The 16,177-nt window shown below is 45.8% G+C and carries 17 protein-coding genes; 6 read left to right on the top strand and 11 right to left on the bottom strand.

Annotation, left to right across the window (positions count from 1 at the left end):
* The first annotated feature begins 57 nt into the window (after positions 1–57).
* A complete protein-coding gene (locus AC1VYS_RS10385; protein ID WP_482914167.1) occupies positions 58–606 on the top strand; it encodes a thioredoxin family protein in 549 nt (182 codons plus the stop codon).
* A gap of 109 nt (positions 607–715) precedes the next feature.
* On the opposite strand, the gene AC1VYS_RS10380 is transcribed toward AC1VYS_RS10385, so the two are convergent.
* The 3 genes from AC1VYS_RS10380 to AC1VYS_RS10370 form a co-directional block, all read right to left on the bottom strand.
* Complete coding sequence (locus AC1VYS_RS10380; protein WP_482914166.1) at positions 716–1,237, bottom strand: DUF309 domain-containing protein; 522 nt, start codon at positions 1,235–1,237, stop codon at positions 716–718.
* Complete coding sequence (yjbM, locus tag AC1VYS_RS10375; RefSeq protein WP_482914165.1) at positions 1,224–2,039, bottom strand: GTP diphosphokinase; 816 nt, start codon at positions 2,037–2,039, stop codon at positions 1,224–1,226. Before yjbM ends, AC1VYS_RS10380 begins: the two co-directional genes overlap by 14 nt.
* Positions 2,040–2,173: 134 nt before the next feature.
* The gene (locus AC1VYS_RS10370; protein WP_482914959.1) at positions 2,174–3,271 is read right to left on the bottom strand and encodes a quinone-dependent dihydroorotate dehydrogenase; all 1,098 of its coding nucleotides are present in this window, start codon (positions 3,269–3,271) and stop codon (positions 2,174–2,176) included.
* 253 nt (positions 3,272–3,524) lie between these two features.
* Between AC1VYS_RS10370 and AC1VYS_RS10365 the strand changes: the two genes are divergently transcribed.
* A complete protein-coding gene (locus tag AC1VYS_RS10365) occupies positions 3,525–3,662 on the top strand; it encodes a hypothetical protein (protein WP_192895092.1) in 138 nt (45 codons plus the stop codon).
* A 94-nt stretch (positions 3,663–3,756) separates the two neighbouring features.
* On the opposite strand, the gene AC1VYS_RS10360 is transcribed toward AC1VYS_RS10365, so the two are convergent.
* The 3 genes from AC1VYS_RS10360 to AC1VYS_RS10350 all read right to left on the bottom strand — a co-directional run bounded on the left by AC1VYS_RS10360 (position 3,757) and on the right by AC1VYS_RS10350 (position 7,047).
* On the bottom strand, positions 3,757–5,202 hold the full coding sequence (locus AC1VYS_RS10360; protein ID WP_482914164.1) for a L,D-transpeptidase: 1,446 nt from the start codon (positions 5,200–5,202) through the stop codon (positions 3,757–3,759).
* A gap of 168 nt (positions 5,203–5,370) precedes the next feature.
* Positions 5,371–5,613, bottom strand: a complete 243-nt coding sequence (locus AC1VYS_RS10355; protein WP_090924741.1) for a ferredoxin — start codon at positions 5,611–5,613, stop codon at positions 5,371–5,373.
* A 120-nt stretch (positions 5,614–5,733) separates the two neighbouring features.
* A complete protein-coding gene (locus AC1VYS_RS10350) occupies positions 5,734–7,047 on the bottom strand; it encodes a DNA polymerase IV (protein WP_482914163.1) in 1,314 nt (437 codons plus the stop codon).
* A 447-nt stretch (positions 7,048–7,494) separates the two neighbouring features.
* On the opposite strand from AC1VYS_RS10350, the gene cimA reads away from it, so the two are divergent.
* Positions 7,495–9,114, top strand: a complete 1,620-nt coding sequence (cimA, locus tag AC1VYS_RS10345) for a citramalate synthase (RefSeq protein ID WP_482914162.1) — start codon at positions 7,495–7,497, stop codon at positions 9,112–9,114.
* Between the two features lie 125 nt (positions 9,115–9,239).
* Here cimA and AC1VYS_RS10340 read toward each other — a convergent pair whose 3' ends face one another.
* Positions 9,240–9,794 carry a TlpA disulfide reductase family protein gene (locus tag AC1VYS_RS10340; protein ID WP_482914161.1) on the bottom strand — a complete coding sequence of 185 codons (555 nt, stop codon included), beginning with the start codon at positions 9,792–9,794 and terminating at the stop codon, positions 9,240–9,242.
* A 161-nt stretch (positions 9,795–9,955) separates the two neighbouring features.
* Here AC1VYS_RS10340 and AC1VYS_RS10335 point away from each other — a divergent pair, with 161 nt between their 5' ends.
* Positions 9,956–10,468 carry a M67 family metallopeptidase gene (locus AC1VYS_RS10335; protein ID WP_482914160.1) on the top strand — a complete coding sequence of 171 codons (513 nt, stop codon included), beginning with the start codon at positions 9,956–9,958 and terminating at the stop codon, positions 10,466–10,468.
* Here the strand turns inward: AC1VYS_RS10335 and AC1VYS_RS10330 are convergent.
* Genes AC1VYS_RS10330 through AC1VYS_RS10320 form a run of 3 tightly spaced genes read right to left on the bottom strand, consistent with a single transcriptional unit; the run spans position 10,454 to position 13,715 of the window.
* A complete protein-coding gene (locus AC1VYS_RS10330; RefSeq protein WP_482914159.1) occupies positions 10,454–11,191 on the bottom strand; it encodes an exonuclease domain-containing protein in 738 nt (245 codons plus the stop codon). The two genes, AC1VYS_RS10335 and AC1VYS_RS10330, sit on opposite strands and share 15 nt — an antisense overlap.
* On the bottom strand, positions 11,188–12,273 hold the full coding sequence (locus AC1VYS_RS10325; protein WP_482914958.1) for a DUF294 nucleotidyltransferase-like domain-containing protein: 1,086 nt from the start codon (positions 12,271–12,273) through the stop codon (positions 11,188–11,190). Before AC1VYS_RS10325 ends, AC1VYS_RS10330 begins: the two co-directional genes overlap by 4 nt.
* A 41-nt stretch (positions 12,274–12,314) precedes the next feature.
* Positions 12,315–13,715 (bottom strand): ammonium transporter, encoded by a 1,401-nt coding sequence (locus AC1VYS_RS10320; protein WP_482914158.1) that lies wholly within the window; start codon positions 13,713–13,715, stop codon positions 12,315–12,317.
* Between the two features lie 353 nt (positions 13,716–14,068).
* Between AC1VYS_RS10320 and AC1VYS_RS10315 the strand changes: the two genes are divergently transcribed.
* Together AC1VYS_RS10315 and AC1VYS_RS10310 are read left to right on the top strand one after the other, a co-directional pair.
* Complete coding sequence (locus tag AC1VYS_RS10315) at positions 14,069–14,497, top strand: MerR family transcriptional regulator (protein ID WP_090924759.1); 429 nt, start codon at positions 14,069–14,071, stop codon at positions 14,495–14,497.
* 26 nt (positions 14,498–14,523) lie between these two features.
* Positions 14,524–15,204, top strand: coding sequence for a zinc metallopeptidase (locus AC1VYS_RS10310; RefSeq protein ID WP_090924734.1), 681 nt, complete (start codon positions 14,524–14,526; stop codon positions 15,202–15,204).
* A 51-nt stretch (positions 15,205–15,255) separates the two neighbouring features.
* Here the strand turns inward: AC1VYS_RS10310 and gltC are convergent, their stop codons facing one another.
* A complete protein-coding gene (gene gltC, locus AC1VYS_RS10305) occupies positions 15,256–16,167 on the bottom strand; it encodes a glutamate biosynthesis transcriptional regulator GltC (protein WP_482914157.1) in 912 nt (303 codons plus the stop codon).
* Positions 16,168–16,177 lie beyond the last annotated feature (10 nt).

Below are 16,177 nucleotides of genomic sequence, written 5' to 3'. Positions count from 1 at the left end.
TCCCAGCCTGCATTTTTGTTGCAATTTTATCTCGATATGAATAATGGGGGATGAACAATGAATTCCAAGAAGAAAAAGAAAAGCGCCACAATCCTTATCTTCCTCGGCATACTAGTCGTCATGATTGCTGCGCTGGTCCTCGTGAACCAACAATCCAAGAAACAGATGGATACTGTAGAGAACGCTTATGGCATTGCAGCTTCCAAGCTTAATCCCGCAACAAGAGAGTTGCTCAAAGATCCCAACTATCAACAAATCATTCTGCCGGCTGATCTGAAAGCTAGAATCGATAACAAGGATAGCTTTTTTGTTTATTTCTTTGCTTCAGACTGCTCACACTGCCGTGCAACGACACCGCAATTAATGCCGCTCGTGGACAGTGAAGGAATCAAGCTTCCACAATTTAATCTACGTGAGTTTGAAGAGGGTTGGACCGATTACAATATTGAATTCACACCTACACTCGTCTATTATCAAGATGGCGTTGAGAAAGACCGCATGGTCGGTGGCCTGAAAGAGAACGGAAGCGACAACGGTTATTCGCTGGATGACTACAAGCAATTTTTCGAAAAGTATAAAGGAAATGCTGCCCCAAGTAAAAGCTAACTTGAATGAACTCTAGGGAAAACTAAATTCAATAAATAAAAACACCCCGACAATTCCTTCACCGGAATTGTCGGGGTGTCTTGTTATACAAGACATAGGATATATAATCCTAATTATTTGCATGATGATTAGCGTTCTCGTTGTGCTCGTTTAACTCCGCTTGCTGTAGCGCCTTCATTTTCTCTTCGTAAATTCGTCCTCGGGTTGGACTTCGCCGCTGCGGAACATTAGGTTTCAGCTCTAGCGACCTGGTCTGTATCTGCTTCACAAGCGCCTTATCCTCAATAAGGATAGACAGATCACGATACTCAAGTGTTTCAGGTTTGTTTTCCTGTAACTCTCTCACAAGGTTACGAACGTCTGCCTTCAGAGCTCCAAGCTGGATACCGAGACTAATGTCTGGATATGCTTCCAGCAACTCTAGTGAACTCTGCAGCATCATTCGTCCACCGCGAAGATTACCGTTTCTGTAATGATACAGCCCTACCGCGATTTGCAAAAGACCTTTGTATAGTGGATCGTGATTACGTTCCAGCCACAGCTCCTCAAGCACTTCATGACATTCGAAATAGTCCTGATCCCGATTGAAATAAATCAGATAATCAATGTAGAGCGGTTCATAACTGCTCATCTGGATTTTCGCCCTTTCTGGCGTTGTTCAGAAGTTCCTTCACATCATCCAGCAGCACTTTGAGCCCATCCATATCATTCCGTTCCCAGCAGTCATTAAATCTTCTTTGTGCTTCAATCGCTTCATGAACCAGATGATAGAAATACAATTGTTGAATGATGCTCAGCGTTCTTGATACGATATTGGAGTCATCCTCGAATGCCTTCTGCGCTTCAAGAATTTGTAAACGAATCGCTGACATCTCGTTATCCAGAACAAAAGCAGCTTCTGCCGTTTTCTTCAGTCTTGCTCGCATATCTTCTGGCAGACTTTCCCGGTATTTATAGCTCAAAGAGTGTTCAATCGTTGCCCAAAAATTCATGGCAAGCGTCCGAATCTGAATTTCGGCAAGTACTTTTTTCTGCCCCAAGGCTGTTTGTACAGGATACTCAATGATCATATGAAAACTGCGATAACCGCTTTCTTTGAAGTTGGTTATATAATCTTTTTCAATCAATACCGTTAAGTCTTTCCGAGCCCTGATGTATTCAGCCACCCGCCGAATATCATCCACGAACTGGCACATAATTCGAATCCCAGCTATATCCTCTATCCCTGTCTCCACATCATCCAGTGCTACATTCAGACGTCTTGATTTTTCCAGAATGCTGGAGATTTTCTTGACACGGCCAGTAACGAATTCAATCGGGGCATATTCTTCCCGCTTTTTCAATTCTGCCCGCATCGTCTTGAATTTGACCTTCAATTCCTCTACCGCTTGTTCATAAGGAAGTAAAAATGTACCCCAGTCTCTACCGTCCATGGTTAAGCCTCCTGTCTCTATAGCATCCCCTGTTCTTATCCATTATACATGATGTTTGCCGGGGGGAAGAGTCCCGATCCATGTTCTACTCTTCCTCGCTTCTATAATTCGTGTTCTGGGGTTTCCATAGCTTCTTAACGGTGGTCTGCACCAACCGCCTCTGATATATGATGATAACCGTCCTTACGGAGCAATTCGCGTAATCCGGCGTGAATCCGGCGATTCACTTCTGGCCCTTCATAGATCAACGCAGTATAGATTTCCACCAGACTTGCCCCGGCTTTAATTTTTTCATAAGCATCCTCACTTGTAAAAATACCACCTGAGCCGATGATCGGAAGCTTGCCTTCGGTCTGTCTGTACACCTGACGAATGATTTCCGTTGAACGTTCACGGAGCGGCTTGCCACTGAGCCCGCCCGTTTCCTTCGCATGCTGATGCGAGAGACCTTCACGGCTAATCGTTGTATTTGTAGCAATAATACCCGACACCCCACTCGCTGCAATAGTACTGACCATATATTCAAGTTCCTGATCATTCACGTCAGGCGCTATTTTGACAAGCACAGATTTGGCTGTTCCGCCAGCTTTGGCCTGTTGACGATTCATCTCTTCCATGACCGCAGCGAGCAATTCTTTCAATTCATTCCCATGTTGCAGATTACGCAAATCCGGTGTATTTGGTGAACTAATATTAACCACAAACAGATCTGCATAAGTATATAACGCCTGTATGCATTTTGCATAATCCAGATGAGCTTCCTCATTCGGAGTAACTTTGTTTTTACCGATATTCACCGCTACAGGGATACGCCGTTCCTGAAGACGTGCAAGCTCGCCTGCCATCGCTTCTGCACCCAGATTGTTGAAACCCATCCGGTTCACCAGCGCCTCATCTGGCGGCAAACGGAACAGACGCGGCTGATCATTGCCAGACTGAGCGAGCGGCGTCACCGTTCCCACTTCCATAAAACCGAACCCGATCGAGGAAAATCCAGTTACGGCCTGTCCGTTTTTATCCAAACCTGCTGCTAGACCAACCGGTGTAGGAAAATGACAACCAAACATGTCCACAGCCAGATCCGGGGTTTCACGCACGCCGTACATGACACGCAGTCCAGACGGAACTGGACGAACGCTGCCTACACCACTAAGGCCACCAATAATCAGATGATGGGCCTGTTCAGGGTCCATTTTGAACAATAAAGGTTTAGCAAGACTTTTGTATAACAAATCATTCACTCCGTTCTGGTTCGGTACGCCATATGGCCAATCCCCGTCTCTTATATGTAAAAAACTCTACTCACAAGTCTAGCCTTTTCTTCCTCAAAAAGAAAGTCATTTGCGCATAGACAAACAAAATTCAAATCAGATGATCTATACATAAGAAATCAACCCACCTACTGGAAATAGCGGGCTGAATTCTTTACAATGAAAGCATGGTTACTCAATACCAGTTCGATACCTAATAAGGAGGAAAAAAGTCATGGCTCAGAAACGTAAACCACCTGCATTGCAGCAAAAAAAAGAAGAGGTTAATCGCAAAGCCATCATATGGACAGCAGCCAGCGTTGGAGGTTTGATCGTTATCATTGGTGCTCTGATTATTATTGCCAATATGTAGATGATTCAGAAGGCTGTGACCGAACCTACATATGGAGATCGCTGAACAAAGCGGATGCTTACGGATAAAACGAACATACGAAATATAAGCAAGATCAGTTTAACCAGTGATACGTTTTGTTTGGATTGTTCTGCTGTGGAACAAGTTTGTACTTATACCGCTGTTCGGTCTTTGGCACAGACGTAAGCTCTGGCAGCAAATTTTTACCAATCTGCACCGGGGTTCCCTGCGGAGCAAGAGCAAACAGCTCCTCCACATCCGCTTTGCTCATTCTTACACATCCAAGGGACTCGTCAAGTCCGATGCTATCTGGCTCATTAGTCCCGTGGATGGCATAATTCGTATTTGAAAGTTGCATGCCTCGACTTCCAAACTCTCCATTCGAGTGACCATTCGGATTAACAACTTTATCCGTAATGACATATGAACCCTCAGGTGTTCGCTCCCCGCCAAGCCCTACTTCATACATCCGAACAATCGTGCTCCCGCTTATGAGTGCCAGCCTGTGGTTACTCTTATCAATAACAATCTCGAGCGGTTTCTCTAAGAAGGGCTGTCCACCCAATGTATCAGCAAACGGAGCCTTTTTCCCGTTGGATAGTTCAGCAGCCTGTGATTTCCCGATTGCGGTAGCCGCCCCCTCTCCAGCTTGAGCCTTGGCTTGAGACATCGCTAACAGTTCAGGAAACATCTCGCTCATTTCATTTGAAGTTTCTCCCAAAATATTGTTTGGAAACGGCTGGGCCAGGGCGGTGACACTCTTTGGCCATGCTTTGTGTTGCTTATGATATGAGATAATTGCACTGGATAACGCCGCAGCTGTCTCCTGTTTGGTTGTCCAAGAGAGCGCCATTCGTTTGATCTTGGAGGATACTTCGGGAGGTTTGCAGTTACATTGTTTTGCATCATAACTCTGGGCCGTAAGCTTGCCTTTTTGATTCGTTTGCATAATATATTTTACAGGCATATCCCGTTTCCAGATGGACCACGTCTTAGTTCTCTGCATGCCGAGTACAGCCGTTGTTTTAACCCCGGCTCCTGATCCGGACCAGGCAGCAGCAAGTGCTGTTCCTCCATCATTTCCATTGCCAAATCCAGCAGCAGTGAACACATTATTCTGTTCCACAGATGCCTGACTTGCTCCTTGCTGCTCTTTAGCAGGCATTGCAGCCGGCATGTCATCCTCTGATTCCAGAGCCGCAGACAGAGCGTCCGCTGCCCCACGATGGGCACCAGGAGCATCCGCAGGTGGCAAACCCGCTAACAAGAGAAACATTAGCAGCGTCAGCCACATTTTACGTCTGCGTCTTTTTTTCTCTTTTTGTTCAGACATCTCTACCAATTTATCCTGGTAATCCATCCATATATCAGCAGGAGCTTTACTACGTTCAAAAGCTTCATACACTTCGCCCGCTTGCTGGAAACAATAATTCGCCTTCGCTTCCTGTCCTTCGCCCAGATATTCTTTGCCTAGCAAATACCAGGCCATTTTATTATCTGGATGTTTCTTGACATATGACCTTAGATCCGTGTTTTGCATCTAATCCTCCACTATTCCGCCTTGTGCTTATAGAGTATATATCGGCAGCCAGAGGCAAAATATGCATAGGACTTCAGTACTTGGTACTAATCATATAAACATATAAAAAAGCACACCTTCTGTCACTGGGACAAAACATGTGCCTTAATGTACAATATGAAGAAAAAATTAACCTTCTTTATTAAAAGGCTCGTCCGCTACTTTAATGGAATCTGTAGGGCAACCATCGCATGCATCCTGCATATCATCGAACAAATCATCAGGGATGGCCTTGATTCCTTTGTTAGCATCACCATCAAAAATGACTTCTGCCAGACCTTCATCATCATAATCATAGATATCTGGAGCTGTTGCTCCGCAAGCGCCACATGCGATGCATGTATCTTTTTCAACCCAAGTATACTTACTCATTATACAATCTCTCCTCCTAGGATTCTCCACGAACCGTGTTTTTATCTAAAAACATATTAAACCAAAGTTAGAATAATTACAAATCAAATTGCAACAACCACAACTTTATATTATCCCTGTTTAGTCGAAACTTTGCAAGTTATCTTTTTGCAATGAAGTCCCTCTTACTTTGTGGTTGCGAAGCAATGCGGAAGGGTCATCCCCCAGCATACCTGCGGTCACCACCGCATTCTCACCAAATTTGTCACGAAGCTGATCCATAATTCGAATTAAACTTTCCTTTTTTGGCTTTTCTTCATATTCAAACAAGTCCATCTGCACAGCCGACTCTTCTCGCGGAATCAATGTCTGCAACGTGATACCAAGCATTCGTACTGGCTTTCCATTTCCCCAGTGTTTTGCAAAAAGCTTACAGGCCTCACGATAGATGACCGCCGCATCCTCTGTAGGTATATCCATCATGCGCGACCTCGTGATCGTTTTCATGTCAGGGGTACGAATTGTGATCTGGATGCCTTGACTGAGCATTTCGTGTTTGCGTAATCTTCGGGCGACCTGATCACTGATGTTGAGAAACACTCGGTGGATATCCCCTATTTCAGAAACGTCGGCTGGCAGTGTCGTTGTATGCCCAATCGATTTATTCGCTTCGCGCTCCGCAAGGACAGGCGAGTGATGAATGCCATTAGCCGAATTTTTGAGCCATGTACCATTCACACCAAACAGGTCTATCAGCATTTTTTCATCCGATCTAGCCAATTGACCGATCGTATCAATCCCCAGCTTTTTAAGCTTCTCGGCCGTCTTCTTCCCAATGCCAAACATCTCGTTGCACGGCCTGTGCCATAAAATACGCGGAACGTCCCTCATCCGCAAAATCGAGATGCCGTTCGGTTTTTTCAGATCCGAAGCCATCTTCGCAAGCAGTTTGTTCGGCGCAATCCCAATGGAACAGGGCAGGCCAAGTTCCTCCATGATTCTCTGCTGAATCTGTTCAGCGATTTCAATAGGTGTACCGAATTGTTTGGAACCCGTAATATCCAGATAACACTCATCAATTGAGGTTGCTTCCAGCAGCGGCGTATAACTATAGGCAATTTGCATAAAAGCTCTGGAGTATTGACGATACAGATGAAAGTCAGGACGAATCACAATAAGGTCTGGACATTTTTTCATCGCCTGATGTACAACCATCCCCGTTGAAATCCCCCTGCTTCGGGCTGTGTAAGAACAAGTGACGATAACACCTTTGCGGAGTTCACTACTGCCAGCGACGGCAGTTGCTTTTCCTCTATATAACTCCGGTTCCTCTGCTTCGTGTACAGAACAATAGAAGGCGTTCATGTCCACATGCAGAATCACTCTGCCAGCTGATGGATAATAATTACTTACATCAATTGGAGGATTGTTGTCTGAAGACTTCACGCCCCCCACCCTTTCTAACCCTCCCGGCTGGGGAGTTCACTTTATTTTCGTTCAGACCTATTGTTGTTCTTGATTACGGCCCGGACAACCAGACCAATAATGATGAGCGGCACAACCGCAATTATTACATTCTCCCATACTATAGTCACCGTTATCCCCTCTCTTCCATTAAACCAAATTATAACATAGATGCCTGTTTCGTATCCCCGAACGCTTTTTCACATTTAAATGGGCAAATGTTTACGTTAACCTGCGAATTCAATGTAGCATTTGGCTATAATGATGCTATAATAATTAATTATACAAATTCACGCGTTTGGGACAAATCCATCAAACCAGTTTAACACAGTGTAGCGTTGCTACACCGAAGGATTTATCCATTAACATTTTTATCTGCTTTTCAACCCTATGATCAAAACTTATAAAAAAAGCGCTTTACCTTAAAGGAGGATCTTCATGTCAAAGGCCATTTCCATCTTCGATACGACTTTACGTGACGGCACACAAGGAGAGGGTGTCAGCTTGTCGGCAGATGACAAACTCAAAATTGCCAAAAAGCTGGACGACCTAGGTGCTCATTATATTGAAGGCGGAATTCCCGGCAGCAACACCAAGGACATTGAGTTTTTCAAAAGAGTCAAGGAGCTGAAGCTGAACGCCAAGGTCGTTGCATTCGGAAGCACACGCCGCAAGGGCAGCATTGCCAGCGAAGATGCTAACCTGAAGCGTATGATTGAATCCGGGGCACAAGCCGCAACACTGGTCGGAAAATCATGGGACTTTCATGTGCATACCGCTTTGCAAACAACGCTCGAAGAAAATCTATCCATGATCTATGATTCCATCGCATTCTTGAAGCAAAGCGGAATGGAAGTGATTTTTGATGCCGAGCACTTTTTCGACGGGTTCAAAAATAACCCCGAGTACGCACAAGCCGTCTTGACCAAAGCTCACGAAGCCGGAGCGGACTGGCTGGTGATGTGCGATACCAACGGCGGAACGATGCCGCACGAAGTTCACGAGATCGTGTCCAGTCTGCACCGGACGCTGCCTCATGCTCATCTTGGTATTCACACTCATAATGACTGTGAGCTGGCTGTTGCAAATACCCTCAGCGCTGTACAAGCTGGAGCTCGTCAGGTTCAGGGCACAATGAACGGTTATGGCGAGCGCTGTGGTAACGCTAATCTTGCTTCTATCATCCCTAATTTGCAGTTGAAGCTTGGTTACGAGTGTGTGTCAGATGACTCCATGAAACAACTCACGAATGTCGCCCGCTACATCAGTGAGATTGCTAACGTGAATATGCCCATCAACCAACCTTATGTGGGTAATGCCGCCTTTGCTCACAAAGGCGGGATCCACGTATCAGCCATTTTGCGTGATTCACGGACATATGAACATATCGTGCCAGAACTGGTCGGCAACAAGCAACGTGTGCTTGTCTCTGAACTGGCCGGACAGAGCAATATCGTATCTAAAGCACAGGAACTCGGTTTAGAATTTGATCCAAGCAGTGCGAATTCACGGCAAATCATTGAAAAAATCAAAGATTTGGAGCATCAAGGTTACCAATTCGAAGGTGCTGATGCCTCACTGGAATTATTGATTCGTGAAGCGAATGGCGATATGAAAGAACTGTTCACATTCGAATCTTTCAAAATGCTCGTGGAGAAAACGGCTGGTAAATCCGTTGTATCCGAAGCTTTTGTCAAACTCAATGTCGCTGGAACAAGTGTGTACACCGCTGCAGAAGGCAACGGTCCAGTCAACGCGCTCGATAACGCGCTTCGGAAAGCACTTGTGCAGTACTTTCCTTCTCTTGCTCATATGCACTTGTCTGACTACAAAGTTCGTGTATTGGATGAGAAGGATGCCACCGCCGCCAAAGTTCGTGTATTGATCGAATCCAAAAATACAGAGAACACCTGGAATACGGTTGGTGTATCCGAGAACGTCATCGAAGCGAGCTGGGAAGCGCTTGTACACAGTTTCAGGTATGCACTGCTTCAGGAAAATATCCTGAACGAGCCGGACCCAATCTCGATTCCGACTCCGGGGCTAATCAATCATTAAGATTTTAAATCCAGCCTAAACACAAACCAACTTCTTATTTCCCGGAAAATAAAGAAAGCTTCTGCAGCCATTACTGATGGCAGCAGAAGCTTTTTTAATTGCTGAACACGTGAGCACATAGGCTTTTAGTTTTCAATCAACTTTTTAATTTTTTTCTCCAGCTCTTTTTCTGGCAATATGCCAAGAACGATCTCTTGAATGACTCCACGAGAATCAATCAGAACATTCGTTGGAAATGCAACGCCATTATATTGAGCATACACTGTCCCTTTTTCATCAAGTGGAATCGGGAATGTAAGCTTGTACTCGTCTACAAAAGCTTTGGCATCCTTCAGTTTATCATATGAAGTAACATTTACACCGTACAGATCCAGCTTGTCCTTGTATTTTTCCGCGAAATGGTTTAGTTCTGGCGCTTCTTGTTTACATGGGTCACACCATGATGCCCAAAAACTTACAAAAGTCGCTTTTTCTTTCGCCCCACCCACGCTATAAGTTTTACCATCCAGCCCCGTCAGAGAGAACGGCGGTGCCAGCAAACCTGCCTTCGGCCCTGTTTCCGTCGGCAGAGGTTGCTCCTGTTTAAAAACAGCTGCTATGCCACTATCCTTATTCTGAGCTAACGCTATACCAACAAGCAGAACAACTCCAAGCAGTATGTATATGTTACGTTTCATCATCCGCCACCCTCTTGTCCAGTCAAAGTATCCAAATAGTGTCACAACGATCCTTTATGATATTGTACCCTTTTCCCTTAAAATTTTACAATCCAGATGGAACAAAATAAAATAAAAAGGACTCCTGCATAAGCAGGAGCCAAAAGAGAGAGGGGTGAATACAAATGGCAGCACTTCACGGGCAGCAAAATACCTTAATCCTTCCCCGCTCGGTGGAACAGGAAATGTCCAGGCACATGCATCTTTCGCTGCCGCAGGAAGCCTGCGGGGTTGTGCTGGGTGAATCCGCAGCGGGCGGCATACGAATCAGTCGGTTTCAGCCCATTCGTAACGTAGCGCCTGACCCGCTGCATCACTTCTCGCTGGATCAAACGGAATGGATTCAAAGTTTTTACTCGGAAGGTACCATCGTTGGCATCTTTCACTCCCACCCGCGTACAATACCGATTCCTTCGCAAGAGGATCTGCAAGCCCTTCCGAACTTCGCAGGTGTGGTTCAGACTTATCTGATTGGCGCACCTGATCTTTCGGCCTCAACTTCAGTCTCAAGCGTGGCGACGTCAAGCATGCTCCTGAATGCTTACCAGATTATATCGAATGAAGAACAGCGACGACGAGGAGCATCGTCTCCTATACCCTCTTATAGCCTGGTACCAATAATGTTACGCATGACTTAATTGGGTGTAGAGGTCTCCCAATGTCTCAATGTTTTTTCGTTGCATGTCCTCGAGATAACAAGACCATAACCGCGCCGTCATTTTAGCATCTTCAAGCGCATGGTGTCGCCCGAAGATGGGAATACCTCTGGATTCCAGTAATTCATCCAGCCCGTATCCGGGTCTTGTGGGTTCAAGCCAACGGGCGAGCATCATCGTGTCAATCAAACGATGGGTCAGCCTGACTTTGGAGGTTCGCCATAACGCTGCATTAAGGAAAGCACGGTCATGCGCACTCGCATGAGCAACAAGTACATTCCCACCAACAAAGGACATGAAATCATGCAGTCCCTTCAGCAGTGTTGGCGCCTCTTCTGTCATCTGCTGCGTAATCCCCGTAAGCTCAGTAATATGCTTCGGTACCGCCGTCTTTGACTGTACCACAGTGTAAAACTGCTCCTCCTCCAGTACAACACCGCCGCGAATGCGCACGGCACCAAAGGAGAGAATCTCATCTCCATGCTGGGGTGAGAAGCCCGTTGTTTCCAGATCAAACACCACTGCATCCAGTTCTTTTAAAGGTGTATGCAACACTTCTGGTCTACGCTGCTCCCTCATCATGGAACGGATGAACGCCATATGTTGCGCCGTAGGGGCTCCCATAATGGAAGCGATGGCGGAAGGAACCCCTCCCTGACGCAGCGAATTCCAAAATCCTGTACTGCCCCTTGCCGGCTCTCTCATGGACGTCTCCTTTCTGCAAAACGCAACTGTCTTTGCAAAGCACGATGCACTCGCTTAACGAGTCCCAGTGTCTCTCTCAGATCATAATGAATCTGCTTTTGTTTCATTTGTCTTTCATCCAAAAAACCACTGCTCTGCTGCAAATCCTCCCGGATAACAACGGGTGTGTTTCGGCGCAGTTTCAGAGCAGACGTAAATGCACGCTGGCACGTATCCGTTAACTGAAAAGGAAGCGCCTCAAGCGAAGTCAGTCTCTCCATACGTTTTAACGTCGATGATTCCTGTATCCCATGCTGTAAAGCCAAAAACCTGGCACTGTTGACCAGCGGAATATACACACCGTATTTAACATCAAAACCGCCTGCGTGTTCACCAAATCGCTCTGTAACCACGCGGCCCAGTATATTTAGTGTCGCCTTATGTTTCACTGTATTACGCAGCACGGCATCCGAGAGTTCAGGCACTCGGCGAAACTGTTCATAAAAACTCGCAAGCCAAGCATCTGCCAGACTTACCTCACCCGCAATAAAACGCATATCGGAAGCAATAATCAGGTTACGTACAGGCTCCCAGTTCAGGTCAGAACTCCATTCCAAGAGTTGCTCCTTCCAGGATGCCAGTGTTTTACGCCAGAGCGGCTCCGAGCACATCACCTTGCCCTCACATTTGGCATAACCCAACTGTGCCAATAGATCGGCAATACGTATTCCCAGTTCCATAAAATATTCTTCTTTTCCTGCATGCGGAGTATCGCTGATAATCATGCCATTATCCTGATCACTCCATAATGTCGCTTCTTCCCTGCCGGAGCTTCCAAATACGATAAAGGCATAGGGGACGGGAGGCTGGCCGAAGCCCTCCTCTACCATCCCCTGAATGCATAACTCTACCGCTTTCCGTGCAATGCGGTCATGCAGTTCATTTACCGTCTCGTACCATTCGACCAGCGACAAGGAAGTGGACAATGATTCCTGGAGCTCTCTCTGTAAAATGACGCGAGCCTGGCGCAGTTCATGTGCAGAAGCGGCACCATCGATCCCTTGATAAGACCAGGAAAGATTCGTTGTTGAGATAGGTTCCATCATATCCAGCCTCCTTGAAGCAATTTCAATTATCATTTACCTCAGGAGCTGAACGTACCGCCCGATTTGGAATCAGCATGTTTCATTTGCTCAGGATAGCCGTACGTACCATGTTCGCTGAGATCCAGACCCATGGTTTCTTCTTCTTCAGTAACGCGAATACCCATTACAGCTTTCATACCGCCGAGAATAATGAAGGACATCACGAGTACGAAGGCAAATGCGCCAGCAAGACCTAACAATTGAACACCTAGTTGGTGGAATCCACCTCCATAGAACAGACCCGCTTGACCTACACCTACTTTTTCAGCAAGTTCAGGTGTTGCGAACAAACCGGTGGAGATGGCTCCCCACATACCAGCAATACCATGTACAGAGAACGCATAGATCGGATCGTCAATACCTTTGCGGTCAAAAAATTGAGCCGTGAAGAAGGTAATGATACCTGCGATTGCACCAATGACCAGTGCAGCCCAAGGTTCTACGAAAGCACAAGCACCAGTAATCGCTACGAGTGCAGCAAGCACCCCGTTCAACATGCTAGGAATATCTGATTTCCCAAGGACTGCCCAGGAGATCAACAGTGCAGCAACACCACCGGCAGCCGCAGCTACGTTTGTAGTGAGTGCCACATAACCGAAGAATCCTTCACCCATTGCAGACAATGTGCTACCTGGGTTGAAACCGAACCAACCGATCCAGAGGATAATAACCCCGAGTACGGAATACACTTGGTTGTGACCTGGAATGATGTTAGGTTTTCCATCTTTGTTGTATTTTCCGATACGTGGTTTTAGCAAAATAGTAGCTACCAGAGCCGCAGTTGCACCGGTCAAGTGAACGACTGTTGAACCCGCGAAATCCTGCATGCCCAGCTCTGCAAGCCAGCCGCCGCCCCATACCCAGTGAGCAACAACCGGATACATAATAATGGTATACAGTGTACCAAACACGATATATACGCTCATCTTTGCACGTTCTGCCATACCCCCGCAGGCAATAGCCAGCGAGACAGCCGCAAATGCAAGGTGGAATACAAATTTAATCGTTAGTGGAACATCGGAGAAAGCAAGTGATTCAAAGGAAGCTGCCATGTTATCTCCACTCATAAAGAAACCGGTTGTTCCGAAGAATCCGTTACCGTTACCAAAGCCTAGGCCAAAACCAAGTCCCCAGAACGCAATAACTGAAATACCCAATGTCAGGATCGTCTTACCCGCAATATGTCCTGCATTTTTCATTCGTGTCGAACCTGCTTCAAGGAGCGCAAACCCACCTTGCATAAAGAACACCAACACTACAGCCAGAAACGTAAAGGCCGAGTTCAGACCGCTTTGAAGTTCAAGATTACTCGGGCCCTCCGCTGCCGCTGCAAATGCACTCATTGGGAAAGCCAGTAAAGTAAGCATTGCTAACATTGAAACCAACCATTTCTTTCTCATGTACCCCACTCCCTCTTATGTTATGTTTATTAACATATCGTGAAACTCTTAATGTCATTATAAGCAGAAGTAAGGAAAGTTGACAAGAGTATTTTCATCATTTTCAAAAATATTTTATGGGAATAAAGTCTTACGTCTTTTTCTTGCACTTAAGTACATAATCACTTGCTTTAAGCACATAGATATAGAAATAAAGCAAGCTATTGATCAAAGCATAACGTTTGACTGTATGGTTCATGATCATGTATCATACTTATTAGTAAGAAAAATTAGGCGTGTTCCATGTGAAGCGCATGAGGAAACCACATTTCCCTACATTTGAACTTGCAAGCGAGGTGAATATCATTGGGGATATGAAACTTTTTCGAATTGGCGAACTCGCCAAAACGGCTGGTGTAAGCGAACGGACAATTGACTATTACACGAAGCTCGGGTTAATCGCTCCCGAAGAACGAACACAGAAAAATTATCGTCTCTATAGTCATGAAACCTTAACCAGACTTGAACGTATTGTACAGATGAAACAAGAGAAGTATAGTCTCGAAGAGATTAAACAATCTCTTGAAAAGTGGCGTCTGGTCAGCACAGAAGAACAAGTAGCCAGCAAACTGACAACACTTGAACTCCATGTGCAGCAACTTGAGCGAGAAGTCAATGAACTTAAACCACTGCTTGGAGAGATGAAACCTGTACAAGCTCGTAAGATGATGGCAGGCCTACTTACCAAAAGCGCCGGTACGATGGAAGCATTGAAAATCTTGCTTGAAAACACCATGATGTAGCTTATTATGAAAGCGGAGGAATGGATATGAGTTTTAATAACGGTATGTTCGTATTGATCATCATCGCATTTTTGCTCTCGTTATGGGCGCAATTTCGCGTTAAAGGCACCTTTAGACGCTGGTCAGAAGTACCCAATCAGAACGGAATGACCGGTTATGATGCAGCCCGTCATATGCTTGATGCCAATGGCCTGCACGATGTACCGATCGAACCGGTTCGCGGTTCACTTTCTGACCACTACGATCCGATCAACCGGGTTGTACGTTTGTCAGAACCTGTATATTATGAAAAGTCCATCTCGGCCTTATCTGTTGCTTGTCACGAAGTAGGTCACGCCATTCAACATAAGGAAAGTTACCCTATGCTAGCATTGCGTCACCGCATCTTTCCAATTGTAAACTTTGCATCTGGACTTGCACCATTCCTGTTGATCGCAGGTTTCCTCTTTAACGCGATGAACCTGGTGGGAATCGGGATTATCTTCTTCTCCGTTACTGTAGCATTTCAATTGATTACATTGCCGGTCGAGTTTAACGCCAGCAATCGAGCTCGTGAGATTATGGTATCTGAAGGTTATATCCGTAACGAAGAAGAAAAAGGCGTAGCCAAAGTGTTGAATGCCGCAGCTTTGACTTATGTTGCCGCTGCATTGATCTCTTTACTTGAACTGATTCGTTACATCGGGATCTTTAACAGCCGGGATTAATGGTTTCAGCCACTCATGAAAAGTTAAATAAACAAAAACAATACCCCACCGTTATCCGGATGGGGTATTGTTTTGTTGTAAACCGAAGTATTGAAGTAAAAACGAACGGAAAGACTGCGCAACAAGTGGCAATTTGTCGTCTGCACGGTGAATCAATCCAATCGTTCGGGTTACTTTCGGATGGGAAATCGCCACATGTGCAGGTTGTAGGGGATTCGTCTGGAACAAAGCCATTTCCGGCAGCAGACTAACACCCATACCTGCAGCTACCAAACCACGAATCGTATCCGTTTCCTCGCCCTCAAAAGCAATTTTCGGTGTAAATCCAGCTTCTAGGCAGGCATGCCATACTATTGGCCGCAAAGAATATCCTTTGCTAAACAAGACAAACTTTTCATCCTTCAACTGCTCCAATGCAATCGTCTCTTCTCCCGCTAGCGGATGATTAGGTGGCAAGATGGCATGCAATTCCTCAGTCAGTACAATATCACCTGCAACCTGATCATGCTTTTCCGGAAATGGTGAAATGAAAGCAAGGTCCACTTCCGCTGACAACACATCCCGGATCAATGTCGGGTACATCCCCTGCTTGAATCTGAATTTCACATTCGGATACTTCTGACGAAAAGCCGCCACTACAGATGGAATAAGATGAATCCCCAGACTATGCGGGAAGCCAATCCGAATCTCCCCGTGCTCCGGGTCAAGAAACTCATGCACTTCACCCACAGCCTTGTCGAGATCCTTCAAAATACCTTCAACTCGTTTGCAAAAAAGCTGCCCTACCGCAGTTAACTGCAGATTACGCCCTTTTTGCATAAAAAGATCTACACCAAGCTCTTCTTCTAGCTGATGAATCTGTCTACTGACCGCAGATTGTGCCACGTGCAACTCCTCTGCTGCCTGTGTAACATGTTCCTTCTGTGCTACTTTTAGAAAATAATGTAACTGTCTTAATTCCACTTGCCTGATC

This window comes from Paenibacillus sp. G34 (assembly GCF_056856875.1).
Note: the sequence above shows the minus strand (reverse complement) of the source record. Positions and strands in the feature narration are given on the sequence as shown.